Source organism: Chitinophaga sp. SYP-B3965 (assembly GCF_009647655.1).
Classification (GTDB): domain Bacteria; phylum Bacteroidota; class Bacteroidia; order Chitinophagales; family Chitinophagaceae; genus Chitinophaga.
Window position 1 is genome coordinate 713,401 of record NZ_WJFD01000002.1, and the last position, 24,002, is coordinate 737,402.

The 24,002-nt window shown below is 45.0% G+C and carries 24 protein-coding genes; 20 read left to right on the top strand and 4 right to left on the bottom strand.

From position 1 onward, the window contains the following. The first annotated feature begins 2 nt into the window (after positions 1-2). The 15 genes from GFS24_RS17160 to GFS24_RS17230 all read left to right on the top strand — a co-directional run bounded on the left by GFS24_RS17160 (position 3) and on the right by GFS24_RS17230 (position 15,223). Complete coding sequence (locus GFS24_RS17160) at positions 3-665, top strand: CBS domain-containing protein (RefSeq protein WP_153661372.1); 663 nt, start codon at positions 3-5, stop codon at positions 663-665. A 33-nt stretch (positions 666-698) separates the two neighbouring features. Continuing rightward, positions 699-2,180, top strand: a complete 1,482-nt coding sequence (locus GFS24_RS17165) for a POTRA domain-containing protein (RefSeq protein ID WP_153661374.1) — start codon at positions 699-701, stop codon at positions 2,178-2,180. A gap of 21 nt (positions 2,181-2,201) precedes the next feature. After that, positions 2,202-3,092 (top strand): NAD kinase, encoded by an 891-nt coding sequence (locus tag GFS24_RS17170; RefSeq protein WP_153661376.1) that lies wholly within the window; start codon positions 2,202-2,204, stop codon positions 3,090-3,092. Between the two features lie 60 nt (positions 3,093-3,152). Beyond that, the gene (locus GFS24_RS17175) at positions 3,153-4,019 is read left to right on the top strand and encodes a DUF6089 family protein (RefSeq protein ID WP_153661378.1); all 867 of its coding nucleotides are present in this window, start codon (positions 3,153-3,155) and stop codon (positions 4,017-4,019) included. Positions 4,020-4,152: 133 nt separating this feature from the next. After that, positions 4,153-4,914 carry an isoprenyl transferase gene (locus GFS24_RS17180; RefSeq protein WP_153661380.1) on the top strand — a complete coding sequence of 254 codons (762 nt, stop codon included), beginning with the start codon at positions 4,153-4,155 and terminating at the stop codon, positions 4,912-4,914. Then, complete coding sequence (locus GFS24_RS17185) at positions 4,895-7,642, top strand: outer membrane protein assembly factor (RefSeq protein WP_153661382.1); 2,748 nt, start codon at positions 4,895-4,897, stop codon at positions 7,640-7,642. Before GFS24_RS17180 ends, GFS24_RS17185 begins: the two co-directional genes overlap by 20 nt. A 76-nt stretch (positions 7,643-7,718) precedes the next feature. Next, entirely contained in the window at positions 7,719-8,234 is a 516-nt protein-coding gene (locus tag GFS24_RS17190) for an OmpH family outer membrane protein (protein WP_153661384.1), read from the top strand. Positions 8,235-8,294: 60 nt separating this feature from the next. Then, a complete protein-coding gene (locus tag GFS24_RS17195) occupies positions 8,295-8,831 on the top strand; it encodes an OmpH family outer membrane protein (RefSeq protein WP_153661386.1) in 537 nt (178 codons plus the stop codon). Positions 8,832-9,343: 512 nt separating this feature from the next. Next, the gene (rpmH, locus tag GFS24_RS17200) at positions 9,344-9,499 is read left to right on the top strand and encodes a 50S ribosomal protein L34 (RefSeq protein ID WP_012788729.1); all 156 of its coding nucleotides are present in this window, start codon (positions 9,344-9,346) and stop codon (positions 9,497-9,499) included. Positions 9,500-9,521: 22 nt separating this feature from the next. Further along, a complete protein-coding gene (locus GFS24_RS17205; RefSeq protein ID WP_371731050.1) occupies positions 9,522-9,905 on the top strand; it encodes a ribonuclease P protein component in 384 nt (127 codons plus the stop codon). An 11-nt stretch (positions 9,906-9,916) separates the two neighbouring features. Further along, complete coding sequence (gene yidD, locus GFS24_RS17210; RefSeq protein WP_153661390.1) at positions 9,917-10,147, top strand: membrane protein insertion efficiency factor YidD; 231 nt, start codon at positions 9,917-9,919, stop codon at positions 10,145-10,147. 56 nt (positions 10,148-10,203) lie between these two features. Beyond that, positions 10,204-11,865 (top strand): S41 family peptidase, encoded by a 1,662-nt coding sequence (locus tag GFS24_RS17215; protein ID WP_153661392.1) that lies wholly within the window; start codon positions 10,204-10,206, stop codon positions 11,863-11,865. Between the two features lie 346 nt (positions 11,866-12,211). Continuing rightward, positions 12,212-13,021, top strand: a complete 810-nt coding sequence (locus tag GFS24_RS17220) for an endonuclease/exonuclease/phosphatase family protein (RefSeq protein WP_153661394.1) — start codon at positions 12,212-12,214, stop codon at positions 13,019-13,021. 36 nt (positions 13,022-13,057) lie between these two features. Continuing rightward, positions 13,058-14,443 (top strand): Gfo/Idh/MocA family protein, encoded by a 1,386-nt coding sequence (locus GFS24_RS17225; RefSeq protein WP_153661396.1) that lies wholly within the window; start codon positions 13,058-13,060, stop codon positions 14,441-14,443. Positions 14,444-14,446: 3 nt separating this feature from the next. Further along, positions 14,447-15,223, top strand: a complete 777-nt coding sequence (locus tag GFS24_RS17230) for a DUF1080 domain-containing protein (protein WP_153661398.1) — start codon at positions 14,447-14,449, stop codon at positions 15,221-15,223. Positions 15,224-15,448: 225 nt separating this feature from the next. Here the strand turns inward: GFS24_RS17230 and GFS24_RS17235 are convergent, their stop codons facing one another. Further along, a complete protein-coding gene (locus tag GFS24_RS17235; RefSeq protein ID WP_153661400.1) occupies positions 15,449-16,042 on the bottom strand; it encodes a superoxide dismutase in 594 nt (197 codons plus the stop codon). 259 nt (positions 16,043-16,301) lie between these two features. Here GFS24_RS17235 and GFS24_RS17240 point away from each other — a divergent pair, with 259 nt between their 5' ends. The 3 genes from GFS24_RS17240 to GFS24_RS17250 all read left to right on the top strand — a co-directional run bounded on the left by GFS24_RS17240 (position 16,302) and on the right by GFS24_RS17250 (position 18,558). Next, a complete protein-coding gene (locus GFS24_RS17240) occupies positions 16,302-16,994 on the top strand; it encodes a LuxR C-terminal-related transcriptional regulator (RefSeq protein WP_173003109.1) in 693 nt (230 codons plus the stop codon). A 214-nt stretch (positions 16,995-17,208) separates the two neighbouring features. Beyond that, positions 17,209-17,421 carry a hypothetical protein gene (locus tag GFS24_RS17245; protein ID WP_153661404.1) on the top strand — a complete coding sequence of 71 codons (213 nt, stop codon included), beginning with the start codon at positions 17,209-17,211 and terminating at the stop codon, positions 17,419-17,421. A gap of 186 nt (positions 17,422-17,607) precedes the next feature. Then, a complete protein-coding gene (locus tag GFS24_RS17250) occupies positions 17,608-18,558 on the top strand; it encodes an SPFH domain-containing protein (protein ID WP_153661406.1) in 951 nt (316 codons plus the stop codon). 80 nt (positions 18,559-18,638) lie between these two features. Here GFS24_RS17250 and GFS24_RS17255 read toward each other — a convergent pair whose 3' ends face one another. From GFS24_RS17255 to ligA, 3 genes are read right to left on the bottom strand one after another with little or no spacing between them, the layout of a single operon-like run. Next, the gene (locus GFS24_RS17255) at positions 18,639-18,908 is read right to left on the bottom strand and encodes a hypothetical protein (RefSeq protein WP_153661408.1); all 270 of its coding nucleotides are present in this window, start codon (positions 18,906-18,908) and stop codon (positions 18,639-18,641) included. Continuing rightward, positions 18,909-19,349, bottom strand: coding sequence for a nucleoside deaminase (locus GFS24_RS17260; RefSeq protein ID WP_153661410.1), 441 nt, complete (start codon positions 19,347-19,349; stop codon positions 18,909-18,911). Next, positions 19,346-21,439 (bottom strand): NAD-dependent DNA ligase LigA, encoded by a 2,094-nt coding sequence (gene ligA, locus GFS24_RS17265; protein WP_153661412.1) that lies wholly within the window; start codon positions 21,437-21,439, stop codon positions 19,346-19,348. The genes GFS24_RS17260 and ligA overlap by 4 nt, the downstream gene beginning before the upstream one ends. 73 nt (positions 21,440-21,512) lie before the next feature. Between ligA and GFS24_RS17270 the strand changes: the two genes are divergently transcribed. Both GFS24_RS17270 and GFS24_RS17275 read left to right on the top strand, forming a co-directional pair. Then, positions 21,513-23,147, top strand: coding sequence for an amidohydrolase (locus tag GFS24_RS17270; protein WP_153661414.1), 1,635 nt, complete (start codon positions 21,513-21,515; stop codon positions 23,145-23,147). Between the two features lie 35 nt (positions 23,148-23,182). After that, positions 23,183-23,887 carry an NUDIX domain-containing protein gene (locus GFS24_RS17275; RefSeq protein WP_153661417.1) on the top strand — a complete coding sequence of 235 codons (705 nt, stop codon included), beginning with the start codon at positions 23,183-23,185 and terminating at the stop codon, positions 23,885-23,887. Positions 23,888-24,002: the final 115 nt, after the last annotated feature.

The window sequence follows — 24,002 nt, forward strand, 5'->3', positions numbered from 1 at the left end:
TTATGTTGGCACAGGAACTTATATCCACTGTAGTGCCGGTTTTGCATCCACTGGACACCGGAGCTAAAGCGTTACGTTTGATGAACGAGTATCATCTTACGCAATTGCCTATGGTGGTGGATGGCAAATACCTGCAGCTGGTGGAGGAAGAAGATATTATGGATTGGGAAGATCCGGACCAGTTACTGGAAACCATGGAGGCCAACCCTTTCAAACCTGCCGTTCCGGAAGGCACCCATTTTTACGAAGCGCTCAAGTTATTTTACGATCATAAATTGTCTGTGCTGCCGGTGATCTCCAAAGAACAGGAGTACCTGGGCATCATTACGAAAGACAACCTGCTGGCCATCCTTGCCCAATATAATGGCGTAAAGGAACCCGGCGGCCTGCTGGTACTGGAAGTTGAACCCCGGAATTACAGTCTGAGCGAGATTGCCCGTATTGCGGAAAGCAATGAAGTAACATTGCTGAGTGTGAACACCATCACCAATTCCAATACCGGTAAACTGGAAGTGTTGCTGAAAACCAACCGCCAGGAGTTACAGGGAATCTTAGCTACTTTTGAGCGCTTTAACTATACGATCAAGTATATGTTCAGCGAAGAGCTGGAGGAAGACCTGCTCAAAAAGAATTACGACCTGCTCATGAATTACATCAGCATGTGATCAATTCATTTAAAGGAGAACCTACAAGCCTGCATGCGCACTGTTCTAAACATTTCCGCCACATGGCTATGCCTGTTTTTTGCGTTGCCCGCGATAGGGCAGCAGCGGGATTCAAGTATTGTTAAACGGCTGATCACAGAACCAGATTCAAATGCGCTGAAACCTGCCACAGGTATACTCCAGCCACTCACACAGGATACCAATTACATCATCGTTCGCCACGTACTCGTTTCCGGTAATAAAAAAACACGGACCTCTATTGTATTGCGGGAGCTGAGCATGAAACCCGGCGATACGATCTATCTCAGTACACTGGCGGAATCGCTGGAGGCTAGTCGTAAACAATTACTGAATACTTCGCTCTTCCTCAATGCCACGGCCAATGTAAAGAACTGGGAGGGTAAAAATGCTGACCTTGCTTTTGAAGTAATGGAACGCTGGTACCTGTTTGCCTTCCCCATTTTTAAACTGGCTGACCGGAACTTTAACCAGTGGTGGGTGGAACAAAATCATAGTCTGAGCAGGGTGAATTTAGGTTTGAAAGCTTTTCAGGACAATCTTACGGGCAGGAATGATGATGTGTATGCAGATGTAACGGTGGGGTATACACAGAAATTCTTAGTGGGATACAATCTTCCTTACATTGACAGCAAATTTCGCCATGGTATTGGGTTTGTGGTGTCTTATAGCCGCAACCGGGAGGTGAATTATATTTCAGATGGCAACAAGCAGCAATTTTACAAACAGGATGATTTTCTGCGCAGGCAATTCCTGCTGGGGCTTACGTATACTTATAGAAAAGCCATCAGCACCCGTCATCAGCTGGTGTTAAATTATTATAATGAATCTGTGAATGATTCTGTAGTGCTGAGGAATCCTGATTACCTGGGGAATGGGAGGAAGGATATGAATTACCTGGAACTGGCTTACCGCCTGCATTACATCCAGGCGGACAGTTGGCAGTATCCTTTGAAGGGATTGCTGATCAGCGGGGAAGTATCTAAAGTGGGGATCGGTCCATTGAGCGGGCTGGATTATTTGAAATTCCGGCTGAAAGCTACCAAATACTGGGAGCTGGCTCCTAAGACCTATGGCGCGCTGGGTATACTGGGACAGGCAAAATTCTCTTCCGATCAGCCTTATATCGGGATGAGGGCCATGGGGTATAGTGATGATTACCTTCGTGGGTTAGAATATTATGTAATAGACGGCACGAGTTATTTTATCTTCAAATCTACTTTGCGCCGGGAAGTATTGAACTGGAAAGTAAAACTTCCCATCGTACCCAAAAAATTCAGTAACCTGCCCATCCGCCTGCTGGTAAAAACGTATGGGGATATGGGTTATGCTTATGCGAAGATGACGAAGAACGGGATCTTGAATAACAAGATGTTATATACGGCCGGGGTGGGTTTGGACCTTGTGTCATTTTATGACACTTGCATCCGCTTTGAATACAGCATTAACCAGTTGGGGGAAAAAGGACTATTTTTACACGCTAAGCTGGATATGTAACCATTCTAATCGATACTAATAATGCATGTAGCCCTTTATAGTCGTGGCTTCGTAAAAGAAGACCTGGAAGATATTCGTTTTCTCCTCGAGGAATTGAATCGTCAGGAGATCACGCCTGTTATATTTGAACCATTTTACAGAGAATTGCGGCCGCATGTACAGTTCTACCCTGAAACGGAGGTTTTTTCCAATGCGGAAGATCTGAACCAGCGGATCGAATTTTTGGTGAGCCTTGGCGGCGACGGTACTTTGCTGGACACAGTAAGTTATATACGGGATAAGAACATCCCGGTGATGGGGGTGAATTTCGGCCGGCTGGGTTTCCTGGCCAGCATTGGCAGGAACGAGATCCATGAAGTGGTGGATTCCCTTATTAGTCGTAATTATGTGGTAGATAAAAGAACCCTCATTCACCTGGATACGAGCATTCCTTTATTTGGAAATGTGCCGTATGCGCTGAATGAGTTTACGATACATAAGAAAGATACCTCTGCGATGGTGAAGATCCATACTTACCTGAACGGGGAATTTTTAAATACTTACTGGGCGGATGGGCTGATCGTGGCCACGCCAACCGGTTCTACAGGTTATTCTCTGAGTTGCGGCGGCCCCATTGTATTCCCGGAGGCAGCGAGTTTTGTGATCACCCCTGTGGCCCCTCACAATTTGAATGTACGCCCCATTATTGTTCCGGATAACAATATCATTTCATTTGAAGTAGAAGGCCGCAGTGATCAATTCCTGTGTACGCTGGACTCGAGGATGGAAGTAATAGATAACCGGGTGCAATTAGCGGTAAAGAAAGAAGATTTCTCCATTAGCCTGTTAAGATTGAACGAGGGGAATTTCCTGCATACCTTAAGGAACAAGCTGTTATGGGGGATTGATACCCGTAATGCGGGAAGAAAATAGGTCCCTATTACCCTTTTTCACCATACGAAAAACGTTTATTTTACGTTCTTACAGATATTTATGCTGCACACGCGTATTCATTATCGGGTTTTACTGGTAGCGATCTTTATGATGGCTGCTTCGTTTATAAATGGGGCCATGGCCCAGCAGGAAGAAAGTTATGTTGGCGAGCTGGGCTTTACGGTCGGCGGGGCGCATTATTTCGGGGACCTTAATACCTCCGCTGCGATCAAAGCCACCAAACCTGCTGTGGGTATATATTACCGCAAGTATTTCAATGATTATGTGGGTGTGCGTGCGCATTTCCGGGCGATGCAGCTGGGTTTTTCGGATGTATATAATAAGAATGAGTTTGAGCGTCGCCGGAACCTGAGTTTTAATACGGATGTGTATGAGCTGGCGGTTCAGGGGGATTTTAACTTCTTCCGTTTTGAGCCGGGCAGTGATGAATATCGTTTTTCGCCTTACCTCACGCTGGGGGCTTCTGCTTTTCATTTCAATCCTTACGCTTACTATAATAGCCAGAAATATTTCCTGCAACCCATGAAAACAGAGGGTCAGGGCAGTGCCCGCTTTCCGGACAGGAAGCCTTATCAGTTATTTTCTTATGCTTACCTGATAGGCGGCGGGGTGAAATATAACCTGAACCGCAGGCTGAACCTGGGTTTAGAGGTGCTTTTCCGCTTTGCACAAACAGATTATCTGGATGATGTGAGCACTACTTATGCCGGAATAGACAATTTTCCCACCAAATCAGACGGATCGGCTACGATTGCCGCTATTTTGCAGGACAGGTCTACTGCCACGGGGGCCACTCCAATTGGAGAAAGGGGCCGCCAGCGGGGTAACAGCCGGGACAGGGATCAGTTCGCCACCCTTGAATTAACATTAGGGATCCTCTTTACGAGGTACCAGTGTAAGTTCTAAAACCCCCTACCAGCAAACATTCCCGTTAAAACTACGTTAAAACCGCCTCCTGCCCTTTGCCGGAAAGGGCATAAAGTTATTTTTGTATCTTTGCACACTTTTAGTAAAACTGTTTTAACACGCCTGAATAGTCATGAGCTTGAAGGATCAATTAGACCTGCAACGATTGCCGCGTCACATCGCCATCATTATGGATGGCAATGGGAGGTGGGCCAAAGAACGAGGGCAGGATCGACTTTACGGGCATCATCAGGGAGTGGAAAGTGTGCGGGATATTGTGGAGGGTTGTGCTGAACTTGGCATAGAATACCTTACTTTATACGCTTTTTCTACTGAAAACTGGGATCGGCCGGTGTATGAAGTGAACGGCATCATGGAGCTGCTGGTTACCACTATCCGCAAGGAGGTGGAAACACTTAATAAAAATAACATACGCCTGCATGTGATCGGGGATATGTCAATGCTGCCTGCACACTGCCAGCGGGAGTTGCAGGAAGCAATGGATATCACTGCTCCTAACGGGGGATTGAACCTGGTAATGGCGTTAAGCTATAGCGCAAGGTGGGAGATCCTGCAGGCGGCACGTGCTATTGCAAAAGATGCGCAAAGTGGTAAGCTCAATCCAGATGAGCTTACACCTGAAGTTTGGGAAAAATACCTATGCACTGCAGGTTTACCGGATCCGGAACTGATGATCCGAACCAGCGGCGAACACCGTATAAGCAATTTCTTATTGTATCAACTGGCCTACGCAGAACTGTATTTCACGAATACGCGCTGGCCCGATTTCCGCAAAGAGAATCTGTACGAAGCCATTTTAAATTATCAAACCAGAGAACGTCGATTCGGCAAAACAAGCGAACAAATACAGCAGAATGAAGAAATTGTTTCCTAAAAGCCTACTGGCCGTAGTTTTATGTTGCAGCGCGGGATACACTGTGCGTGCCCAGCAAAAGGATACCATCCCCGTACCGGCACAAAAACCTACGGAAGGTGTAAATCCCTTTACGCTGGCTAATCCACAGCAATTCGACATTGCCGACATTGCCGTAACCGGTACTGAATTCCTCGATAAGACCCTGCTGCTTTCTCTCTCCGGCCTTGCCGTAGGGGATAAAGTTGTGCTGCCGGGCGACCATTTTGCCAAAGCCATCCAGAGCCTCTGGGGGCAACGCTTGTTCTCTAACATCGCTATTTACATCACCAAGATCGAAGGCACTAAACTCTGGCTGGAAATAGCCCTGGTGGAAAAAGCCCGTATGTCTAACTTCTTCTGGAAAGGCGTGAAGAAAGGAGATGGTGATGAACTGACCACCAAAGCTGGCCTGCGTAAAGGTTCTGTGATCACAGAAGCCATGCAGCAGAACACCATCAATGTGGTTCATAAATTCTATGCAGACAAAGGTTTCCGCAACGTAACCACCCGCATGGAAGAAAGAAAAGATCCGGCACCGGCAGTGAATTCTGCTACTGTATACTTCCACATCGACAAGGGTAAGAAAGTAAAAGTGAACGACATCAACTTTGTAGGTAACTACAGCATGTCCGACGCTACACTGAAAAAGAAAATGAAAGGCACAAAGGAAACAAGCCGTTTTACTTTGTATCCTGATATGGCCAATCAGTGGTCAGACAGTATGGTAAAGTCATCCAACTACTGGAAGGAAATGGGTTATCTTTCTGCTACCCGCTCCCTTGCACAACTGGATCCGTACTTCCGCTTTCACCTTTTCACTTCTGCCAAGTTCAATGAAACAAAGTATGCGGAAGACAAGGAAAAACTGATCGCTCACTATAACGCAAAAGGTCATCGTGACGCGCAGATCTTAAGAGATACTACTTATCCTTCCATGAAAGGCAACCTCAACGTTGAGATTGAACTGGAAGAAGGAAGAAAATATTATTTCGGTAACATTACCTGGAGAGGTAACACGGTTTATTCCGATACGGTGCTCTCCCGTGGTCTTGGTATTCGCAAAGGAGATATCTACAACCTGGAACTCTTAGGCAAACGTCTTGGAAATCCTCCAGGCCCTGAAGGTGGCGATATCGGAAGTTTGTATATGGATGATGGTTACCTGTTCTTCCAGGTAGATCCGGTGGAAATTGGTATCCGTGGAGATACCATCGATTATGAGATCCGTATCCAGGAAGGTCCGCAGGCTACTATTAAAGACATCCGCATTGCAGGGAACGAAAAAACAAACGAACACGTAGTGCGTCGTGAGTTGCGTACCTTGCCAGGCGATAAGTTCAGCCGCCAGAATTTGATCCGTTCCCAACGGGAGATTTCACAGCTCGGCTTCTTCAACCCGGAAACAATTGGTATCAACCCTGTTCCTAACATGCAGGAAGGTACGGTGGACATCGATTATAAAGTGGAAGAAAGAGCGAATGACCAATTGGAGCTTTCTGCAGGCTGGGGTGGTTATATCGGGTTGACAGGTACACTGGGTGTAACGTTCAACAACTTCTCCCTCCGTAATATCTTTAAGAAAGAAACATGGGATCCGTTACCAAGTGGTGATGGTCAGAAGTTGAGTGTACGTATCTCTTCTAACGGTAAAGCCTATCGTTCTTATAACTTCTCATTTACTGAACCATGGCTGGGTGGTAAGAAACGGAATCCTTTCTCCGTGAGCTTCTACAGCACTTTTCAAAACCCGAATGCCTTCGCAGAATATTACAATCAACCAGTGAGCAATCCTGGTGCTTACTTCAGGGTTGTGGGTGGATCCGTTTCATTGGGTAAACAATTGAAATGGCCGGATGACTGGTTCTCCCTGATGTACTCTGTGAACTATCAACGTTATAAACTGAAAGACTTTAACTATTTTGGTCTGGAAGGATTTGATAACGGGGTTTCCAATAACTTAAGCTTCCGTCTCACTTTAGCGCGTTCTTCTGTAGATCAGCAGATCTTCCCGCGCAGTGGTTCCAGCTTCATGATCTTTGGTCAGTTCACACCGCCTTATTCTTTGTTCAATCCTGATAAGGATTATACCAAAGAACCTATCAAGGACCAGTTCAAATTCATTGAATATCAGAAGTATCGTATGAACGCTGAGTGGTATGTTCCATTGAGCCGTCCGCGTGGTGCTGATAATAAATCACTGGTACTGAAGGTGGCCGCTAAATTTGGTTACCTGGGTAAATATAATAACCGTACTACTTTATCACCATTCGGCCGGTTTGAGCTGGGTGGAGATGGTTTGAGCAATTTTGCGGTATACGACAGGGATATCATCTCCCAACGCGGTTACCCGGTTTATTATACTTCCAATCCTAAATTAAATCCGGAAAGCACTGCGCCGCCAGCTGGTTACTCAGGCTTTACGATGTTCAATAAATATGTCGTGGAACTGCGTTATCCCTTCAGTCTCAATCCAAGTTCAACCATTTTTGGTCTGATCTTCATGGAAGCGGCGAATGGTTACCGCGACTTCAAAGAATATGATCCATTCCGCCTGAGACGCTCTGTGGGCGTGGGTGCGAGGTTCTACCTGCCCATGTTTGGATTGCTTGGATTTGACTATGGCATAGGTTTGGATAGATTAAGGCCAGGGGGTGGTATGAAGGATGCTGCTAAATTCACCTTCATGTTAGGCTTTGAACCGGAATAAAATATTTATTATATATTGCAAAACTTGTGCGGGGTCCGCACGTTAGATAGCAATAAGACTAATAAACCTTTTTCTCATGAAAAGATTATTCATCACTACGGCTTTAGTATTAGGTACAGTATTTGGCGCCCTGGCACAGAAATATTGTGTGATAGATACGAAGTATATACTGGAGAGCATTCCTGACTACAAGGATGCGCAGAAACAGCTGGATGCTTTATCGGAACAATGGCAGAAAGAAATTGATGCCAAATTCCAGGAAGTGGATAAGATGTATAAGTCGTACCAGGCAGAACAGGTGATGCTGACAGATGAACTGAAGCGCAAGCGGGAAGATGAGATCATTGCCCGGGAGAAAGATGCAAAAGACCTGCAAAAGAAACGTTTTGGCTACGAAGGCGATCTGTTTAAGAAAAGAGAAGGACTTGTAAAACCAATTCAGGATAAGATCTACAGTGCCGTACAAAAGCTGGCTGCCAGCAGGATGTATGATTTTGTACTTGACAAATCCGGTGGTATTACAGTAATATTCTCCGATCCTAAACTAGACAAAAGCGAAGAGATCCTCAGGTCCCTGGGGGTTAAGAAGTAATCCTTTTACCATCTTTACCTATAACTTTTTAAATTTCTTTTAAACACAAGACAACACATCATGAAGAAGTATGTAATTATTGCCTTTGTTGCATTCACCGGATTATTCAGTGTGAAGGCCAGCGCACAAGCCAAGATCGCGCATATCAACGCCCAGGCATTGATAGAGACAATGCCTGAAACTAAAAAAGCACAAGCTGACATTGAAACATTTGCAGCCGGACTGGAGAAAGAGAGCGGAACTTTGGTGGCTGAATACAATAAAAAAATGGCTGATTTTGACAAATCATCCGCTACCGATAGTGAAACAATGAAACAAGTGAAGGTGAAAGAGATCCAGGATGCTCAAAAACGCATTCAGGAGTACGAAACCCTTGCTCGTGAGAAGATCGGTGCTAAGCAAAATGAATTGCTGAAACCAGTTTATGACAAAGCCCGTAAAGCGATCGAAGATGTTGCTAAAGAGAAAGGTTACGCTTATGTAATTGATAGCTCTAGCGGTTCTTTGCTTGTTTCTCCTGCAGGAGATGATATCCTGGCTACTGTTAAGACTAAACTGGGTATTGCTAATACTCCAGCGGCACCAGCGGCTAAATAAGGCTTATTTAAGTTATTAATGAGAGGCTGACCTTTGGGTTGGCCTTTCTTTTTTGGCTGAGGGTTTGCCGCACAGCAAAGGGCGGAAGTTTTTTTTTATGAAGAAGTGGTGTTTTCTCTTTTTATATAGAAGGGTCTCTTTAAATAAAAGAACCCCCTTTGCAAAGAAGAGGCTTCTTAAATAGAAAGTATCCCTCTTTGCAAAGAAGTGCTTGCTTAAATAAAAAACACCCCTCTTTGCCGCCAGGGCGCGAAAGGGCATACTATTTTCACCTATGGCGCAGGAGAACCTCAATCAAACACGTATCGAACACGTGGTTAAGGATTGACCTCTTTGGGGGTGGTTAAAATAGTATCAGGGGCCTATTTTTATAAATCTTGGAATAGGCTTTTCATTTTAAATATTTTATCCTACCTTTGCCTTCCGTTTTAAACGGGGCTGATCACAGTCTGCCCGCCTGAAAGACGGGATGGGTAACAAGTTTTAAGTATAAAGGAAAATTAAAAAACAAGATGAAACGTACTTTTCAACCGCACAACAGACGCAGAAAGAGCGTACACGGTTTCAGAAAGAGAATGGAAACTGCCAACGGCCGTAAAGTATTGGCATCCCGCAGAGCGAAGGGCAGAAAGAAGCTGACCGTTTCTGACGAGCGCAAGCTGAAATAATTCGACATAAACTCATATTGCCATAAAAACTTATTCTTTTAACAAGGAGGAGAAGTTAAAAAGCAGGAAAATGATTGAAACGCTTTTTCGCAAAGGAAAAGCGTTTTCTATTTTCCCCTACCGGGTCATATACATGCCGGCTAAACTCACTTCGGACAAATATCCTGTTCAGGCCGGTTTCAGTGTATCGTCCCGCAAGTTTCCCCATGCCGTAGACCGTAACCGCATCAAACGTCTCGGCCGTGAATGTTACCGGCTGCAAAAGCAGGAACTTTACGATGCCCTCCAGGGCAAATCCTCCCAATTAGCCGTATTTTTTATTTATACGGACAAAAAAATCGCTGATTTACCTACCCTTCGCGATAAATTTTCGGTAATTTTAGAGAGATTGAAGAAATCGATCTGAGGTGCAGACTGATGAAGAAATTACTAATTATATTAAGTTTCCCATTTATATTACTGATCAAAATATACCAGTGGTGCATAAGTCCGTTCTTAGGCGCCCGTTGCCGGTATACGCCCAGTTGCTCCCATTATGGCCTGGAGGCCTTTAAAAAACATGGGATCTTCAAAGGTGGCTGGCTGACTGTTAAACGGATACTGAGTTGCCATCCCTGGGGTGGCCATGGTTACGATCCGGTACCATAATTCCGGCTGAAAGTCCCAAGGGGCTGATGCTATTAAAAACCTTTCAAAATCTTTCTATGCGGCGGATATCCAAAAAATTAGTGCTGTTCTCCTTGCTGGGCCTCTGCCTTGTATTTGCAGCTTTCCGTACCAGTGATAAATACTTCCTCATCGCCAAGAACCTGGACATTTTTGCCGCGTTCTACCGTGAGCTGAATACGTATTATGTGGAAGACCTTCCGCCTGAAAAACTCATGCACAAAGGCATTGAAGCCATGCTGGAAGAAACAGACCCCTTCACGGATTTTGTGCCGGAAGAAGAACTGGATGAACTGCGTTTCATGGCTACAGGTAAATATGGCGGTGTGGGTACTTCCATTTATACAGATGGAGAATGGACGGCGATCACAGATGTGTATGAAGGGAGCCCCATGGCAAAGGCTGGTGTGAAAGCGGGAGATATCATTGTTTCCCTCAATGGCAAAAGTGCGCAGAACATGGAACAGGATGATATCAGCCTGATGCTGAAAGGCAATCCTGGTACTACTTTGGATATTGTACTCCGTCATCCTTTAACCGGTGTGGAGAAAGCTTATAAGATCGTTCGCGATGATATTAATGTAAAACCAGTGAGTTATTCCGGCGTGATCCGTGACGACATTGGCTATATTAAAATGAGCCAGTTCACCGAGAACAGTGGCTTGCAGGTGCAACAGGCTTTTGAAAAACTCAAACAAACACAACCGCAACTGAAAGGACTGGTGCTGGATCTTCGTGGAAACCCCGGCGGATTGCTGGAAGAAGCAGTGAGCTTATCCAATATCTTCATCGACAAAAACCAACTGATCGTTAGTACCAAAGGGAAAGTGAAAAGCTGGGACAGGGAATATAAAACCACCCAAACAGCAGTGGATATTCACATTCCGCTGATCGTGCTGACCAGCCGTACTTCTGCATCTGCTGCGGAAATTGTTGCGGGTGCTGTACAGGATTTGGATCGTGGTGTAGTGGTTGGGCAACGTTCTTATGGTAAAGGGCTGGTGCAAACTACCCGTCCCCTACCTTATAATGCAAAGCTGAAAGTGACCACTGCAAGGTATTATACGCCTTCCGGCCGTTGTATTCAGGCCATTGATTATGCGCACAGAACGGAAGATGGAGAAGCGGTGTATGTGGCAGATTCGTTGCGTCGTTCTTTTGTAACGGCTGGTGGCAGGCCGGTTAAAGATGGTGGTGGTATTGAGCCGGATGCTAAAGTGGAAAGCATGGTGTTGAGCCAGGTGGCCATTACACTGCTGCGCAAACAATTCATTTTCGATTATGCTACCCGTTATTATTATGCGCATCCTCAGGTGAAACCGGCTACGCAGTTCTCTCTTACTGATGCTGAGTTTGCTGAGTTTGAAAAGTTCCTGGATGGCAAAGATTATAGTTATAAAACCCGCTCTGAGGAAGCATTGGAGAGTTTCCGCGGTACGGCTGAGAAAGAGAAATATTATGATGGTCTTGCTAAAGAGTTTGAAGCTTTGCAGCTGAAAATGAAGCACGATAAAAAGCAGGATATGCTAAAGAATAAAACGGAGATCCGCCAGTTACTGGAAGAAGAGATCATGAACCGTTATTATCCTCAGTTGGGCAGAATAGAAAAGGGATTGAGCTGGGATAAAGATGTGGATGAAGCGGTTGCTTTATTGAGGGCGCCGGCTAAGTACCAGGCTTTGCTGCAGAAGAAGGATTAATTATGAATTTAATTGAATTAAAAGATAAACTTTATTGGAATAATGTTCCAGAGCAATAGTACTCATTAGATGAAGGTTTAAAGCCGGATGCTTGCATTTTATACAAAAACTACGCTAAGTGGGAGTTTTTCTATTTGGATGAGAGGGGAGGAAGGAATGATTATAGGATCTTCGATAATGATCATGAAGCATTTGAATTTTTATGGAAAAAAATGGAATACTTATTAGATTTTTATAAAATAAGCCCAAAGGGGAAAGACAAATAATGTTAGCCATCCACCCCTATTGCAACCCATTGCAGAAAAATAACATTGCATAGCTAAATTGTTTTTCGTTTTTTTAGGGTATGTATGAAATAAGCCGCTTCCACCTTGCTTTAATGCTGGTGATAACCCTTGGTGCCTGCTCAACCGGAAAAAAGCTGACGAATGCTAAAACAAGCTCAGTCAATGTTCTGTGTTACAATATTCACGTAGCCAACCCTCCTTCTGTAAAAAATAAAAAAGATATCCCTGCTATTGCAAAAGTGATCACGGATACAAAACCGGATATTGTGATGCTGCAGGAAGTGGATGTGCATACGAACCGCTCCGGTAAAGATGTACACCAGGCGGAAGAACTGGCCAAAAGTACCAATATGGCTTATTTCTTTGCGAAGGGAATTGACCATGATGGCGGGGAATATGGCGTTGCCATCCTCACGCATTATCCCATTATCGAAACAAAAAGATATCCTTTAACAACCATAGCCGGTACAAATGGAGAACCGCGCGTATTGGCCACGGCTTTACTGAAACTCCCTGGTAACAAGCGTTTGCTGATAGCCTGTACCCATCTGGATGCACAAAGGGGAGATACCAACCGGCTGGTACAGATCAAAGAGGTAACAGCTATATTAAAAGATCAGCCGTATCCGGTTATTCTGGCAGGGGATTTGAACGCTCCTGAGGGCAGCGCTGTTATTAATATATTAGATCAGTATTTTACCCGCAGCTGTAAGGATTGCGGATTTACGATCCCGGTGGAAAACCCACACCGGTGCATTGATTTCATTTCCTTTACACCAGGGAAATTTGCCGTAGAGAAACATGTGGTGATCCAGGAGAAATACGCGTCTGACCACTTACCGGTGAACGCTGTATTACGTTTCAAGTAGCAATCGATTATCTTTAAAATATAAAATATACTTAGCATGACTGAAAATTCTAAAGGTAACTCACGGCGCGGTTTTATCACCAAACTGGCGAAGACCGTAGTGGGGGCCTCTTTACTGCCAAACATCATTACTGCGGCAGACAGGAAGAGAAGCCTGGAGCAACTCTCCCGTCAGAAAGAAAATTACAGTGCTAACGACCAGATCCAGATAGCGCTGATCGGAGCAGGGGGAATGGGAACGGCAGATGCAAACACGGCCATACAAGTACCGGGTGTGAAACTGATCGCAGCATGTGATCTGTATGATGGCCGCCTGGCGGATGCTAAAAAGAAATGGGGTAACGATATTTACACCACCCGTGATTACAAAGAGATCCTGGAGCGTAAGGATATTGATGCAGTGATCATTGCTACGCCAGACAGCTGGCATAAAGATATTTCTGTTGCTGCCATGAATAAAGGCAAAAGCGTTTATTGCGAAAAGCCCATGGTACATGATATTTCAGAAGGCAGCGCTGTAGTGGAAGCGCAGAACAAGAATAAAGTGATCTATCAGGTAGGTAGTCAGGGCGTTAGCTCACTGGGTAATGAAAAAGCCCGCCAGTTGCTGAAGGACGGGGCTATCGGACAACTGAACTATGCAGAAGGATTCTGGGCGCGTATGTCTCCGTTCGGGGCATGGCAATATCCTATTCCTGCAGATGCATCTCCATCAACAGTTGGCTGGGATGCTTATCTCGCTAACAATACTAAACGTGCGTTTGATCCTTTGCGTTTCTTCCGCTGGAGGAATTATAAGGATTACGGTACCGGTGTTTCCGGAGACCTTTTCGTGCATTTGTTTTCCAGTCTCCATTTGGTGACGGGTTCTATAGGGCCGGAAAAGATCATGGCTACGGGTGGTTTGCGTTACTGGAAAGATGGCCGTGAAGTGCCGGATGTAATGCTGGGTATGTTTGATTATCCTGAAACCAAAATTCATCCTGCATTTAACCTGAGCTTGCGTGTGAACTTTGTAGACGGAACCGGTGGTACCAACTATCTCCGCATGGTGGGCAGCGAAGGTTCTATGACGGTTGAGTGGGATAAAGTAACCCTCTACAGGAACAAAGCTTACGCAGCTACTGACGATCCGTTGCTGCAAACTAAAACACAGAAAGATACGGGCAGGCAATATGTTTACGAACGTAAGGATATGCTGGCGCCGGAGAAAATGGAATATGTGGCAGAGGAAGGATACAAAGGTGCACACTTTGATCACTTCTACAACCTGTTCAATGCTATGCGTACCAAGGGTAAAGTGAGTGAGGATGCGCTTTTTGGCTTCCGCGCTGCAGCACCTGCCCTGTTGTGTAACGATAGTTATTTCCAGAATAAGATCATGCACTGGAATCCGGAAACTTTGAAAACTGTAAATAAATAATTTATGAAAAGACTAGTGCTCCCCGCATTCTGCCTGGCTTTGATGACCTTTGCCTCCTGCGGAAATGCCGGAAAAACAGAAGAGAAAAAGGATTCACTGGCTATTGGCAGTGAAAACAGAACAGCTACAGAAGCACCTGCGAATGTTTTAACCGAAGCTGAAAAAGCGGAAGGCTGGAAACTACTGTTCAACGGTACTAACCTGGATGGCTGGAGAATGTACAAGAACAAGGAAAACAAAACCTGGTCTGCACAGGATGGTACGATCCATTGTACAGGCAGTACCACGGATAAAAGTGATATGCGTGCAGATCTGCTGAGCAATGATGAGTTTGAGAACTTTGAGTTGGAGGCGGACTGGAAAATAGCGCCACAAGGGAACAGCGGTATCCTCTACCTGGTAACGGAAGAGTTTGAAGCACCTTATATGAGTGGTCCTGAATACCAGTTGATCGATGATGAGAACTTCCCTGAGAAACTGGAAGACTGGCAGAAATCAGGAGCTAACTACGCTATGAATCCTCCTTCTAAACTGGCAGCTAAACCGGTTGGTGAATGGAACCATACCCGTATTGTATTGAACAAGGGGCATCTGGAACATTGGCTGAATGGAGAGAAAGTAGTGGATACTGAAATGTGGACGCCGGAGTGGCAGAAGAATAAAACTACCGGTAAATGGAAGGACTACAAAGGATATGGTGTTGCTAAGAAAGGCCATATCTGTGTGCAGGACCATGGTAGTGAGATCTGGTTTAAAAATGTGAAGGTGAAGGAATTGTAGTTTTTTGCTGAAAGATATAAATAGAAGGGCCTGTTTTACATATTAATATGGAGAGCAGGCCCTTCGGCATAGAGAAGAGGGGGGATTCTTTTCTATAATAAGAAAAGCCGGTGGGCTTTTCTTTCTTCAAAATAAGAAAAGGCAGCAGGGTTTAAATCCTGCTGCCTTTTTTGTTTTAGTTAGGAAGCCTTTAAAAGGCGGCCGATTCTAAATTAATTCTAAAGACTAAAAACGTGCGCTAACGGCATCCCAGTTCACTACATTCCAGAAAGCAGCGAGATATTCTGCGCGGCGGTTCTGGTATTTCAGGTAGTAAGCGTGTTCCCAAACGTCAACACCCAGGATAGGCGTGCCTTTAACTTCGGCAACATCCATGAGGGGATTGTCCTGATTAGGCGTGGAGGAGATCTCCAGTTTGCCATCTTTCACGAGCAGCCAGGCCCAGCCGGATCCAAAACGGGAAACACCTGCAGCGTTGAATTTCTCTTTAAATGCATCAAAAGAACCGAAGGTACTGTTGATGGCATCTGCCAGTTTACCGCTGGGTGTACCACCTTTGTTAGGTGCCAGGCTTTCCCAGAAAAAGCTGTGATTCCAGTGACCACCACCGTTGTTACGTACAGCAGGGCTGATAGCGCCAGCTTTGGCAACCAGTTCTTCCAGGGATTTATTCTCATTCTCAGTGCCGGCAACCGCTTTGTTGAGGTTGTCAACATAAGCCTGGTGGTGCTTACCGTGATGTATTTCCATCGTTTGCTTGTCGAAGTGCGGTTCCAGCGCATCGGAAGCATACGGTAATGCAGGAAGTGTAAAAGCCATAATCCAATTTTTTATGGGTTAAGAATAGTTTTTTCTTGTTAGAAGAACCAAATTTAACGCCTAATACGGTAATTGTCAAACCCTTTCTATTAACCAGTGTAATTAAGGGTTACAGCTTGTTAACGCCGGTTGGATATATGCCTTTTTCTTTTATATTTACATAAAGGTGTTATAACGGTTGTTTAGCATTTAATTATATTCGTATAGTATTCATCGTTAGTTTTCACTATTGTTTGTTTAAAACATAAATATGCAGGACATGGGCACAGAACCACGCGATTCTCAAGATGCGCTGATATCGGAGAATGCGCAATTGCGGAGCCGGCTACAACATTTTGAGAAGATCATAGACAACGTGCCGGCTATGCTATATACGTCCAACAACGCTAAAAAGGCCGTCAACTGGTGCAATCGTAATTTATCGGAAACACTAGGTTATTCCCTGGACGAGATCCTCACCCTTGGTACCCAGTTCTTTAAGGAGATCACTCACCCGGACGATGCGAGCATCCTCACGGTGTCCCAACAATCCTTCCAGGAAAAGAAAGGAATGTTCGGAGGAGTTATGCGGGTGCGCAAACGAGGGAAAGGAGAATGGTTTTGGGTAGTAGGTTTGGGCATTCCTTTTACGTTCGACAAGCAGGGGAATGTGGAAGACGTGATCTGCGTTTTCCTGGACTTTACCAATGCTATTGATACGGGGAACCAGATCAGTGAAGCACTGCGCACTGTTTTACGGCGTAATAATGAGGACGTACTCAACAAACTTACCGCCAGGGAAAAGGACATTTTTATCTTAGCTGGCCGGGGACACAACAATAAAGAGATAGCCGAAAAGCTCAATTTGAGCAGATATACCGTTGAAACCCATCGGAAGAACATCCGATTAAAATTAAAGGTTAAAAATACCCCTGAACTTGTTGCCCTTGCAAAACAGATAGGTTTGCAATAACCCGTAATAAATTATAGTTTTTTAACATTGATAATCAGTTTACATATTTCCAAATCTAATCTGTAATTCATTTCTACAACAGAAGTGTGATTCATACACGGGTTCAAAAAATACCCAAGCTTGGGTATTTTCATTCGTGTTAAACTCCACTAATTTAGTAGCCTGAATTATCACGGAGTTCATTTGGATAGTTTTTGAGGTAATACTTATCACTATGATAACCGAAGAAAATGCGTATGATATCCTGGCGTTAGATCAAACTGCCACACCCGAAGAAATTGTTACCAGGTATCAGACATTAAAGGACCAGTACAAAAAAATAAAAGAAGAAGCCGAGGATCTGAAAACCCAATTAGCCTATCAATTGAAGCAAATTGAGTTGGACGATGTATTCATCTACTTCCGGAATTGTCAAAAAATACAATGACTTACTTAGTATTTCATGCATTGTCTCGTGTTTAACCCACACGGATCATTCGTTGTTTGTTACCTTCCAAAAATCCACGCAAACCGGCCTTTTAAATCCGCGTGTTTGGAAACCCTGCTTTCAGTTGAATAACTATTACCCATAGTGGAGGATTTTCTTTACATTTATGTTCAAATCCTTTACACTATGGATAACATTTTTTTGTATGTTATAATTGGGTTGATTGTTCTTGTCCTGCTCTCGTCTTTTGTGACGGTGCAGCAGGGAACCATTGGCGTAACCACCATTTTCGGGAAGTACAACCGGATACTAATGCCCGGTTTAAACTTCAAAATACCGCTCATTGAAAGGGTATTTAAACGCATCTCTATTCAGAACCGTTCTGTGGAACTGGAATTCCAGGCTATCACCATTGATCAGGCGAATGTTTATTTCAAGGCCATGTTGCTCTATTCTGTTTTAAACAACGAAGAGGAGCACATTAAGAATGTGGCTTTTAAATTTATGGATGAACGCAGTTTCATGCAGGCATTGATCCGTACGATCGAAGGTTCTATCCGTGGTTTTGTGGCTACCAAAAAACAAGCAGAAGTGCTCGCTTTGCGGAAAGACATTACAGAACACGTGAAGGAACAGATAGATGTAACCCTGGAAACATGGGGTTTTCATCTGCAGGATCTTCAACTGAACGACATTACTTTTGATGATGCCATTATGCGGTCTATGGCCCAGGTGGTTGCATCGAATAACCTGAAAGCGGCTGCTGAGAATGAAGGGCAGGCTTTGCTGATCACTAAGACCAAAGCAGCGGAAGCAGATGGTAATGCCATCAAGATTGCTGCAGAGGCTGAAAGGCAGGCTGCGCAATTGCGTGGTCGTGGGGTGGCGCTTTTCCGGGAGGAGGTGGCCAAGGGTATGAGTATGGCTGCGAAAGAAATGCAGCAGGCTAACCTGGATACTTCTGTGATCTTGTTCTCTATGTGGGTGGAAGGGATTAAACATTTCTCGGAGAATTCCAGAGGTAATGTGATCTTCCTGGATGGGTCTTCTGAAGGCATGGATAAAACGATGAAGCAGCTGATGAGTTTGAATCAGTTGATGGAGACTAAGAATGAAACAGCTCCGGCTAAGAAATAAATTTTTATAGAAATAGAAAGGACCGTTCTGAGAAGAGCGGTCCTTTTTTTATTAGTAGTATTCCCATGGGAGTATCTGTGTTATGCATCAATTCCCAGATATGCTTTGGCAATACTTTCAGCCTTTGCTCTTGCCGCCGCTCCACCTATAAATGATATTTCATAATTATAGGAGGCATCAATTACTTCTTGATTATTTTGCATGTCATAAACAGCCCACCACCAGAAATCTTCATCCATCCATTCAGCCCTTAGCATTAATCCAGCCCATTCGGCAGTACAATCATCTGAAAGGTCTCCCAGCCAGACAATTGGTTCTTTAGCTAATAATTTTCTTTTATCGTCAGTCATTTACTTTCTCCTAACAGCAAAAAACTCTTTTACCATTTTCAAACTCTCCTCGCCATATAATCCGCTTTCTAATTTTGTTTTGGGATGAAAAGGAGAACGGTCTCCGGCTACTCTTCTGTATCCATTTTTTTCATCTTCTGCACCATATACAATACGGCCTATCTTGCTCCAGTAAAGGGCGCCGGCGCACATGAAGCAGGGTTCCAGTGTTACGTACAAGGTGGCATCCATGAGGTATTTGCTGCCTAAATAACTAAAGGCTGCAGTGAGTGCGATCATTTCTGCGTGGGCTGTGCAATCGTTTAACATCTCTACCTGATTGTACCCGCGGCCGATTATTTGTTCATTCATTACTACCACTGCGCCAATGGGTACTTCTCCTTTCTCTTTTGCTTTCAGCGCCTCTTTCAAAGCCTGCTGCATGAAATATTCATCACTCATGAAACCATGTTTATAAATTCATCTTCCGTTAAGATCTTGATCGTGTTGATCTTCTTGGCTTTTTCTAATTTGCTGCCGGCATCTTCTCCTACTATCAAATAATTCAGCTTGCTGCTTACACCACTTAATAATTTTCCGCCGTGTTCTTCTACCATGGCTTCTGCATCACTGCGTTTGAGTTTGCTGAGCGTTCCGGTGAAGAGGAATGTTTGTCCGCTTAGGGTGCCTTCTGCGGAGAGGGAACCTTTTGTGCTGTGTAGATTTAAGCCTAAGGCTTCCAGCTCTTTTAAGATGTGCAGGTTATCTTCATTGGCAAAGAACTGACGAACGGAACCCGCTACTTTGGGGCCGATGTCTTCCAGTGCGAGAAGTTGTTCTTCGGAAAAATTCACGAGGTCCATGAGATGATCTACGGCTTTCGCTAAAGTTTTGGCCGTGGTTTCTCCTACATAACGGATGCCTAATCCAAAGATCAAACGATGCAGCGGTTGGGCGCGGGAGGCCTCTATTGCGGTTTGCAGGTTGGTGATGGACTTCGGCCCAAAACCTTCCAGTTTGGCGATCTCTTCAAAGTTCAAAGTGTAAATGCCCGGTACAGCTTTCATCAGACCCAATCCATAAAACTTGCGCACCTGGCTTTCTCCAAGGCTGCGGATATCCATAGCATCTTTGCTTACAAAGTGGATCATACGTTCTACTACCTGTGCTTCGCAGTTGATGTTCACACAACGCCAAACACTTTCTTCTTCCGGTTTAAACAATGCATCATTACATACAGGGCAGTTAGTGGGGAATACGATATCTTTTTCACTGCCATCTCTCAGATCTGCCATCGACTTTACGATGTAAGGGATCACATCACCGGCTCTTTCTACTAATACGGTATCTCCTATCTTCAGGTCTTTTTCCCTGATCACATCTTCATTGAATAAACTCATGGAACCAACCATCACACCACCAATAGGAACAGGATCTATTTTCCCTACGGGAGAAACAGAACCGGTGCGGCCTACCTGGAACTCTACACTGCGGAGTTTGCTGGTGGCCTGCCTTGCTTTGAATTTATAGGCAATGGCCCAACGGGGATGATGGGTGGTCATGCCCATTTTATCCTGTATGGCATAATCATTTACTTTGATCACCATGCCATCTATTTCATATGGAAGATCGTCACGCTCGGTTTCAAATTTGAGGCAATGATCAATCACGGCCTGTATGCCGCGCACTATTTTCTTCTCTTTGGCAGGACTGCGGAAACCCAGTTGCCACAACATATCCAGCGTATTGCTGTGTGTTTGTATGGCTTCGGGTTCTGCCTGATCATTTATCATGGTGTGGTAACTCATGTTGTATAAAAAGGCTTCCAGGCCGCGTTTGGATACTTCTTTCGGATCTACGATACGTAAAGAACCGGATGCTGCGTTGCGTGGATTGGCAAGCGGCGGCAGGTTATCTGCTATGCGTTGATCGTTTAATTTCTTGAAGGTGGTTTTGTTTATTAAGACCTCTCCTCTTAATTCTATCTGTTGGATACCGTATTTGGAAAACTCCGCGGATAAAGGAATAGAGCGGATCTGGCGGATATTGACGGTGATCTCATCTCCCTGTAATCCATCTCCACGGGTAGCACCACGTGAGAGCAGATCATTTTCATAAATGAGGGAAATACTGGCGCCGTCAAACTTTGGTTCGATGCAATATTCCAGTTCTTCGAGTCCGCTGGCTTCACGGGCTTTACGATCCCAGTCGATCAGATCATCTGCATCATATGAGTTTTCCAGGCTCAGCATGGGTACCAGGTGCTGCACCGTAGGGAACACTTTTGTGAGGCCCTGGGCTACACGCTGTGTGGGGGAATCTGGTGTTACCAGTTCCGGGTGTGCTGCTTCCAGTTTCTTCAATTGGGAGAACAGCTGGTCATACTCCTGATCGCTGAGGATGGGATCGTCCTGAATGTAATAACGCCAGTCGCTATGGCGGAGCACCTCCCGCAATGCGGTGATGGTTTCTGTGATATCAGCATTCGGTGCCTGGCTCAGGAGCGATTTGCCAAGGCGGGCCAATTTGATTTCTGTTTCCTTGTTATACATGATAAGTCAAAAGTCTGCCGTAAATTTAAACTTTAGTTCCAATGTGCGCACGGCCCATCTTTAAAAATCTGGTATGAAGCAAATAATCTATACCGCAACCCTCTTTCTGCTGATAACGGCTTGCGGCCAGCCGAAAGAAAAAGCTGACCTCATTATCCATCACGCCGTTATTTACACAGCAGATTCCCTTTTTACCGTAGTGGAAGCCATGGCCATTAAAGGAGGAAAGATCCTCGCCAGGGGCACCAATGAATTCATCCTGAAACAATACGATGCAGATTCCAGTGTAGATGCAAAAGGGGCAGCGGTGTATCCTGGCTTCAATGATGCGCATGCCCATTTTGTGGGCTATGGGCAATCACTCCGGCAAGTGGACCTTGTTGGGACAGAGAGCTGGGATGAAGTGGTTGAACGTGTGAAGGCATTTGCAAATGTTAATAAAACAGCCTGGATAGAAGGACGTGGTTGGGACCAGAACGACTGGCCCAATAAAACCTTCCCCAACAAATCCCGGCTGGATAGTTTATTTCCCACCACGCCGGTATTACTGGAACGGATAGATGGCCATGCTGCTATTGCCAACCAGGCTGCTTTAGATCTGGCCGGCGTAAAAGCAGGACATACTTTAACAGGCGGAACGGTAGAAGTGATACAAGGTAAACTAACGGGTATATTAGTAGATAACGCTATCAGCCTGGTGGGATCAAAGATCCCCGCTGCCTCCAAAGAAGAATTCTCCCTGCGACTGATGGCAGCAGAAGAAAAATGCATCGCAGCAGGATTGACCAGCATTACAGATTGCGGACTTTCCGTGGCGGATGTTGAAATGATCGGCAAACTCTACGAAGAGAATAAACTGCATCTGCGTTTAAACATCATGTTGAGTGACCAGGAAGATAACATCAACTGGCTGCTGAAAAAGGGACCTTTCATTAAAGAGCGTTACCAGGTAAGGAGCATCAAATTCTATGGAGACGGAGCATTGGGTTCCCGGGGAGCTTGCCTGTTACATGACTATACAGATAAACCGGGATGGAAAGGATTCCTGCTGAAAGACGCTTCCTATTTTATGAACAAAGTTTCCCAGCTGGCAAATACAGATATCCAGATGTGTACACATGCCATCGGGGATTCGGCCAACCGGGAGATATTAAAGATCTATGCAGCCGTATTAAAAGGCAAAAACAACAAACGCTGGCGGATAGAACATGCGCAGGTACTGGACTCTGCGGATTTTCACTGGTTCGGGGATGATAACATTATTCCCTCTGTGCAACCCACACATGCCACTTCAGATATGTATTGGGCGAAAGATCGTTTAGGGCCTCAGCGGGTTCGTTATGCTTATGCATTTAAGGACTTACTGAAACAGAATGGCTGGATACCATTGGGCACGGACTTTCCGGTGGAAGATATCAGTCCGCTGCGCACATTCTTTGCCGCCGTTGTGCGGAAGGATGGGAAAGGGTTTCCGGCCGGCGGATTTCAGCCGGAGAATGCACTGACCCGGGAGGAAGCTTTGAGAGGGATGACGATCTGGGCCGCGAGGGCTTCTTTTGAAGAACATACGAAGGGAAGCCTGGAACCCGGTAAGGTGGCGGATTTTGTGATAACGGATCAGGACCTGATGAAGGTACCGGAAGAAAAGATCATGGCCACGAAGGTGATAGCCACATATATTTCCGGCAAAGCGTTGCATCAGTTATAAATTTGCTATATTTAATACGTTCCACGAATAGTAGTATGTACACCAAAAACATTAACACCCATCTAACCGAGATCATAGATTATTTTAAGGCAGCTATCTCCATCGATTGTGTAATATTCGGGTTTGACGAGGATGAATTGAAAGTACTGCTCATTGAATCTGATCTCAAAGAATTCAAAGGAAAATGGTCGTTGCTGGGAGATATTGTGCATCCGGATGAAGATCTGGAAACGGCCGCCTACCGTGTATTGCGTGAGCGTACAGGATTGGAGGACGTATATATGGAACAGGTGCAGGCCTTTGGTGGTTTGAACCGGCATCCTGTGGGCAGAGTGATCACCATTGCTTATTATTCCCTCGTGAATATCCAGCATGTGGAATTGAAAACGCATAGCAATGAACTGCACTGGCATGCGGTGAAGGATATCAAACAGATGGCCTTTGACCACAAGGATATCCTGGCCACTTGTTACCAGCGCCTGCAACATAAAGTGATTGAGCAGCCGGTGGGCTTCAACCTGCTGCCCAAGAAATTCTCCCTCCGGGAATTACAGAACCTGTATGAAGCCATCCTGGATGTGAAACTGGACAGGCGGAACTTCCGCAAAAAGTTCTTTGCCATGGATTACCTGATAGATCTGAATGAAGAAGAACAGGAAGTAAGGCATCGTCCGGCCAAGTTGTATCGGTTCAACCAGGATAAATACAATCAGCAACACAAGAAAAGTCTCGGGTTTTGATAGGATTTTAACCGTCCTTCAAATTATAATTTCCAGGGGAAATGCTTTTCTATATGGATTTTGGAAGGTGGTATGCCAATGCCATGGCAGATTCCCTATTCCTGTATATTTTAAG

What these genes read in the sequence shown, in the direction of transcription:
- GFS24_RS17160 (WP_153661372.1), top strand. Translation starts at nt 3, where the DNA reads ATGTTGGCACAGGAACTTATATCCACTGTAGTGCCGGTTTTGCATCCA.
- GFS24_RS17165 (WP_153661374.1), top strand. Translation starts at nt 699, where the DNA reads ATGCGCACTGTTCTAAACATTTCCGCCACATGGCTATGCCTGTTTTTT.
- GFS24_RS17170 (WP_153661376.1), top strand. Translation starts at nt 2,202, where the DNA reads ATGCATGTAGCCCTTTATAGTCGTGGCTTCGTAAAAGAAGACCTGGAA.
- GFS24_RS17175 (WP_153661378.1), top strand. Translation starts at nt 3,153, where the DNA reads ATGCTGCACACGCGTATTCATTATCGGGTTTTACTGGTAGCGATCTTT.
- GFS24_RS17180 (WP_153661380.1), top strand. Translation starts at nt 4,153, where the DNA reads ATGAGCTTGAAGGATCAATTAGACCTGCAACGATTGCCGCGTCACATC.
- GFS24_RS17185 (WP_153661382.1), top strand. Translation starts at nt 4,895, where the DNA reads ATGAAGAAATTGTTTCCTAAAAGCCTACTGGCCGTAGTTTTATGTTGC.
- GFS24_RS17190 (WP_153661384.1), top strand. Translation starts at nt 7,719, where the DNA reads ATGAAAAGATTATTCATCACTACGGCTTTAGTATTAGGTACAGTATTT.
- GFS24_RS17195 (WP_153661386.1), top strand. Translation starts at nt 8,295, where the DNA reads ATGAAGAAGTATGTAATTATTGCCTTTGTTGCATTCACCGGATTATTC.
- rpmH (WP_012788729.1), top strand. Translation starts at nt 9,344, where the DNA reads ATGAAACGTACTTTTCAACCGCACAACAGACGCAGAAAGAGCGTACAC.
- yidD (WP_153661390.1), top strand. Translation starts at nt 9,917, where the DNA reads ATGAAGAAATTACTAATTATATTAAGTTTCCCATTTATATTACTGATC.
- GFS24_RS17215 (WP_153661392.1), top strand. Translation starts at nt 10,204, where the DNA reads ATGCGGCGGATATCCAAAAAATTAGTGCTGTTCTCCTTGCTGGGCCTC.
- GFS24_RS17220 (WP_153661394.1), top strand. Translation starts at nt 12,212, where the DNA reads ATGTATGAAATAAGCCGCTTCCACCTTGCTTTAATGCTGGTGATAACC.
- GFS24_RS17225 (WP_153661396.1), top strand. Translation starts at nt 13,058, where the DNA reads ATGACTGAAAATTCTAAAGGTAACTCACGGCGCGGTTTTATCACCAAA.
- GFS24_RS17230 (WP_153661398.1), top strand. Translation starts at nt 14,447, where the DNA reads ATGAAAAGACTAGTGCTCCCCGCATTCTGCCTGGCTTTGATGACCTTT.
- GFS24_RS17235 (WP_153661400.1), bottom strand. Translation starts at nt 16,042, where the DNA reads ATGGCTTTTACACTTCCTGCATTACCGTATGCTTCCGATGCGCTGGAA.
- GFS24_RS17240 (WP_173003109.1), top strand. Translation starts at nt 16,302, where the DNA reads ATGGGCACAGAACCACGCGATTCTCAAGATGCGCTGATATCGGAGAAT.
- GFS24_RS17245 (WP_153661404.1), top strand. Translation starts at nt 17,209, where the DNA reads ATGATAACCGAAGAAAATGCGTATGATATCCTGGCGTTAGATCAAACT.
- GFS24_RS17250 (WP_153661406.1), top strand. Translation starts at nt 17,608, where the DNA reads ATGGATAACATTTTTTTGTATGTTATAATTGGGTTGATTGTTCTTGTC.
- GFS24_RS17255 (WP_153661408.1), bottom strand. Translation starts at nt 18,908, where the DNA reads ATGACTGACGATAAAAGAAAATTATTAGCTAAAGAACCAATTGTCTGG.
- GFS24_RS17260 (WP_153661410.1), bottom strand. Translation starts at nt 19,349, where the DNA reads ATGAGTGATGAATATTTCATGCAGCAGGCTTTGAAAGAGGCGCTGAAA.
- ligA (WP_153661412.1), bottom strand. Translation starts at nt 21,439, where the DNA reads ATGTATAACAAGGAAACAGAAATCAAATTGGCCCGCCTTGGCAAATCG.
- GFS24_RS17270 (WP_153661414.1), top strand. Translation starts at nt 21,513, where the DNA reads ATGAAGCAAATAATCTATACCGCAACCCTCTTTCTGCTGATAACGGCT.
- GFS24_RS17275 (WP_153661417.1), top strand. Translation starts at nt 23,183, where the DNA reads ATGTACACCAAAAACATTAACACCCATCTAACCGAGATCATAGATTAT.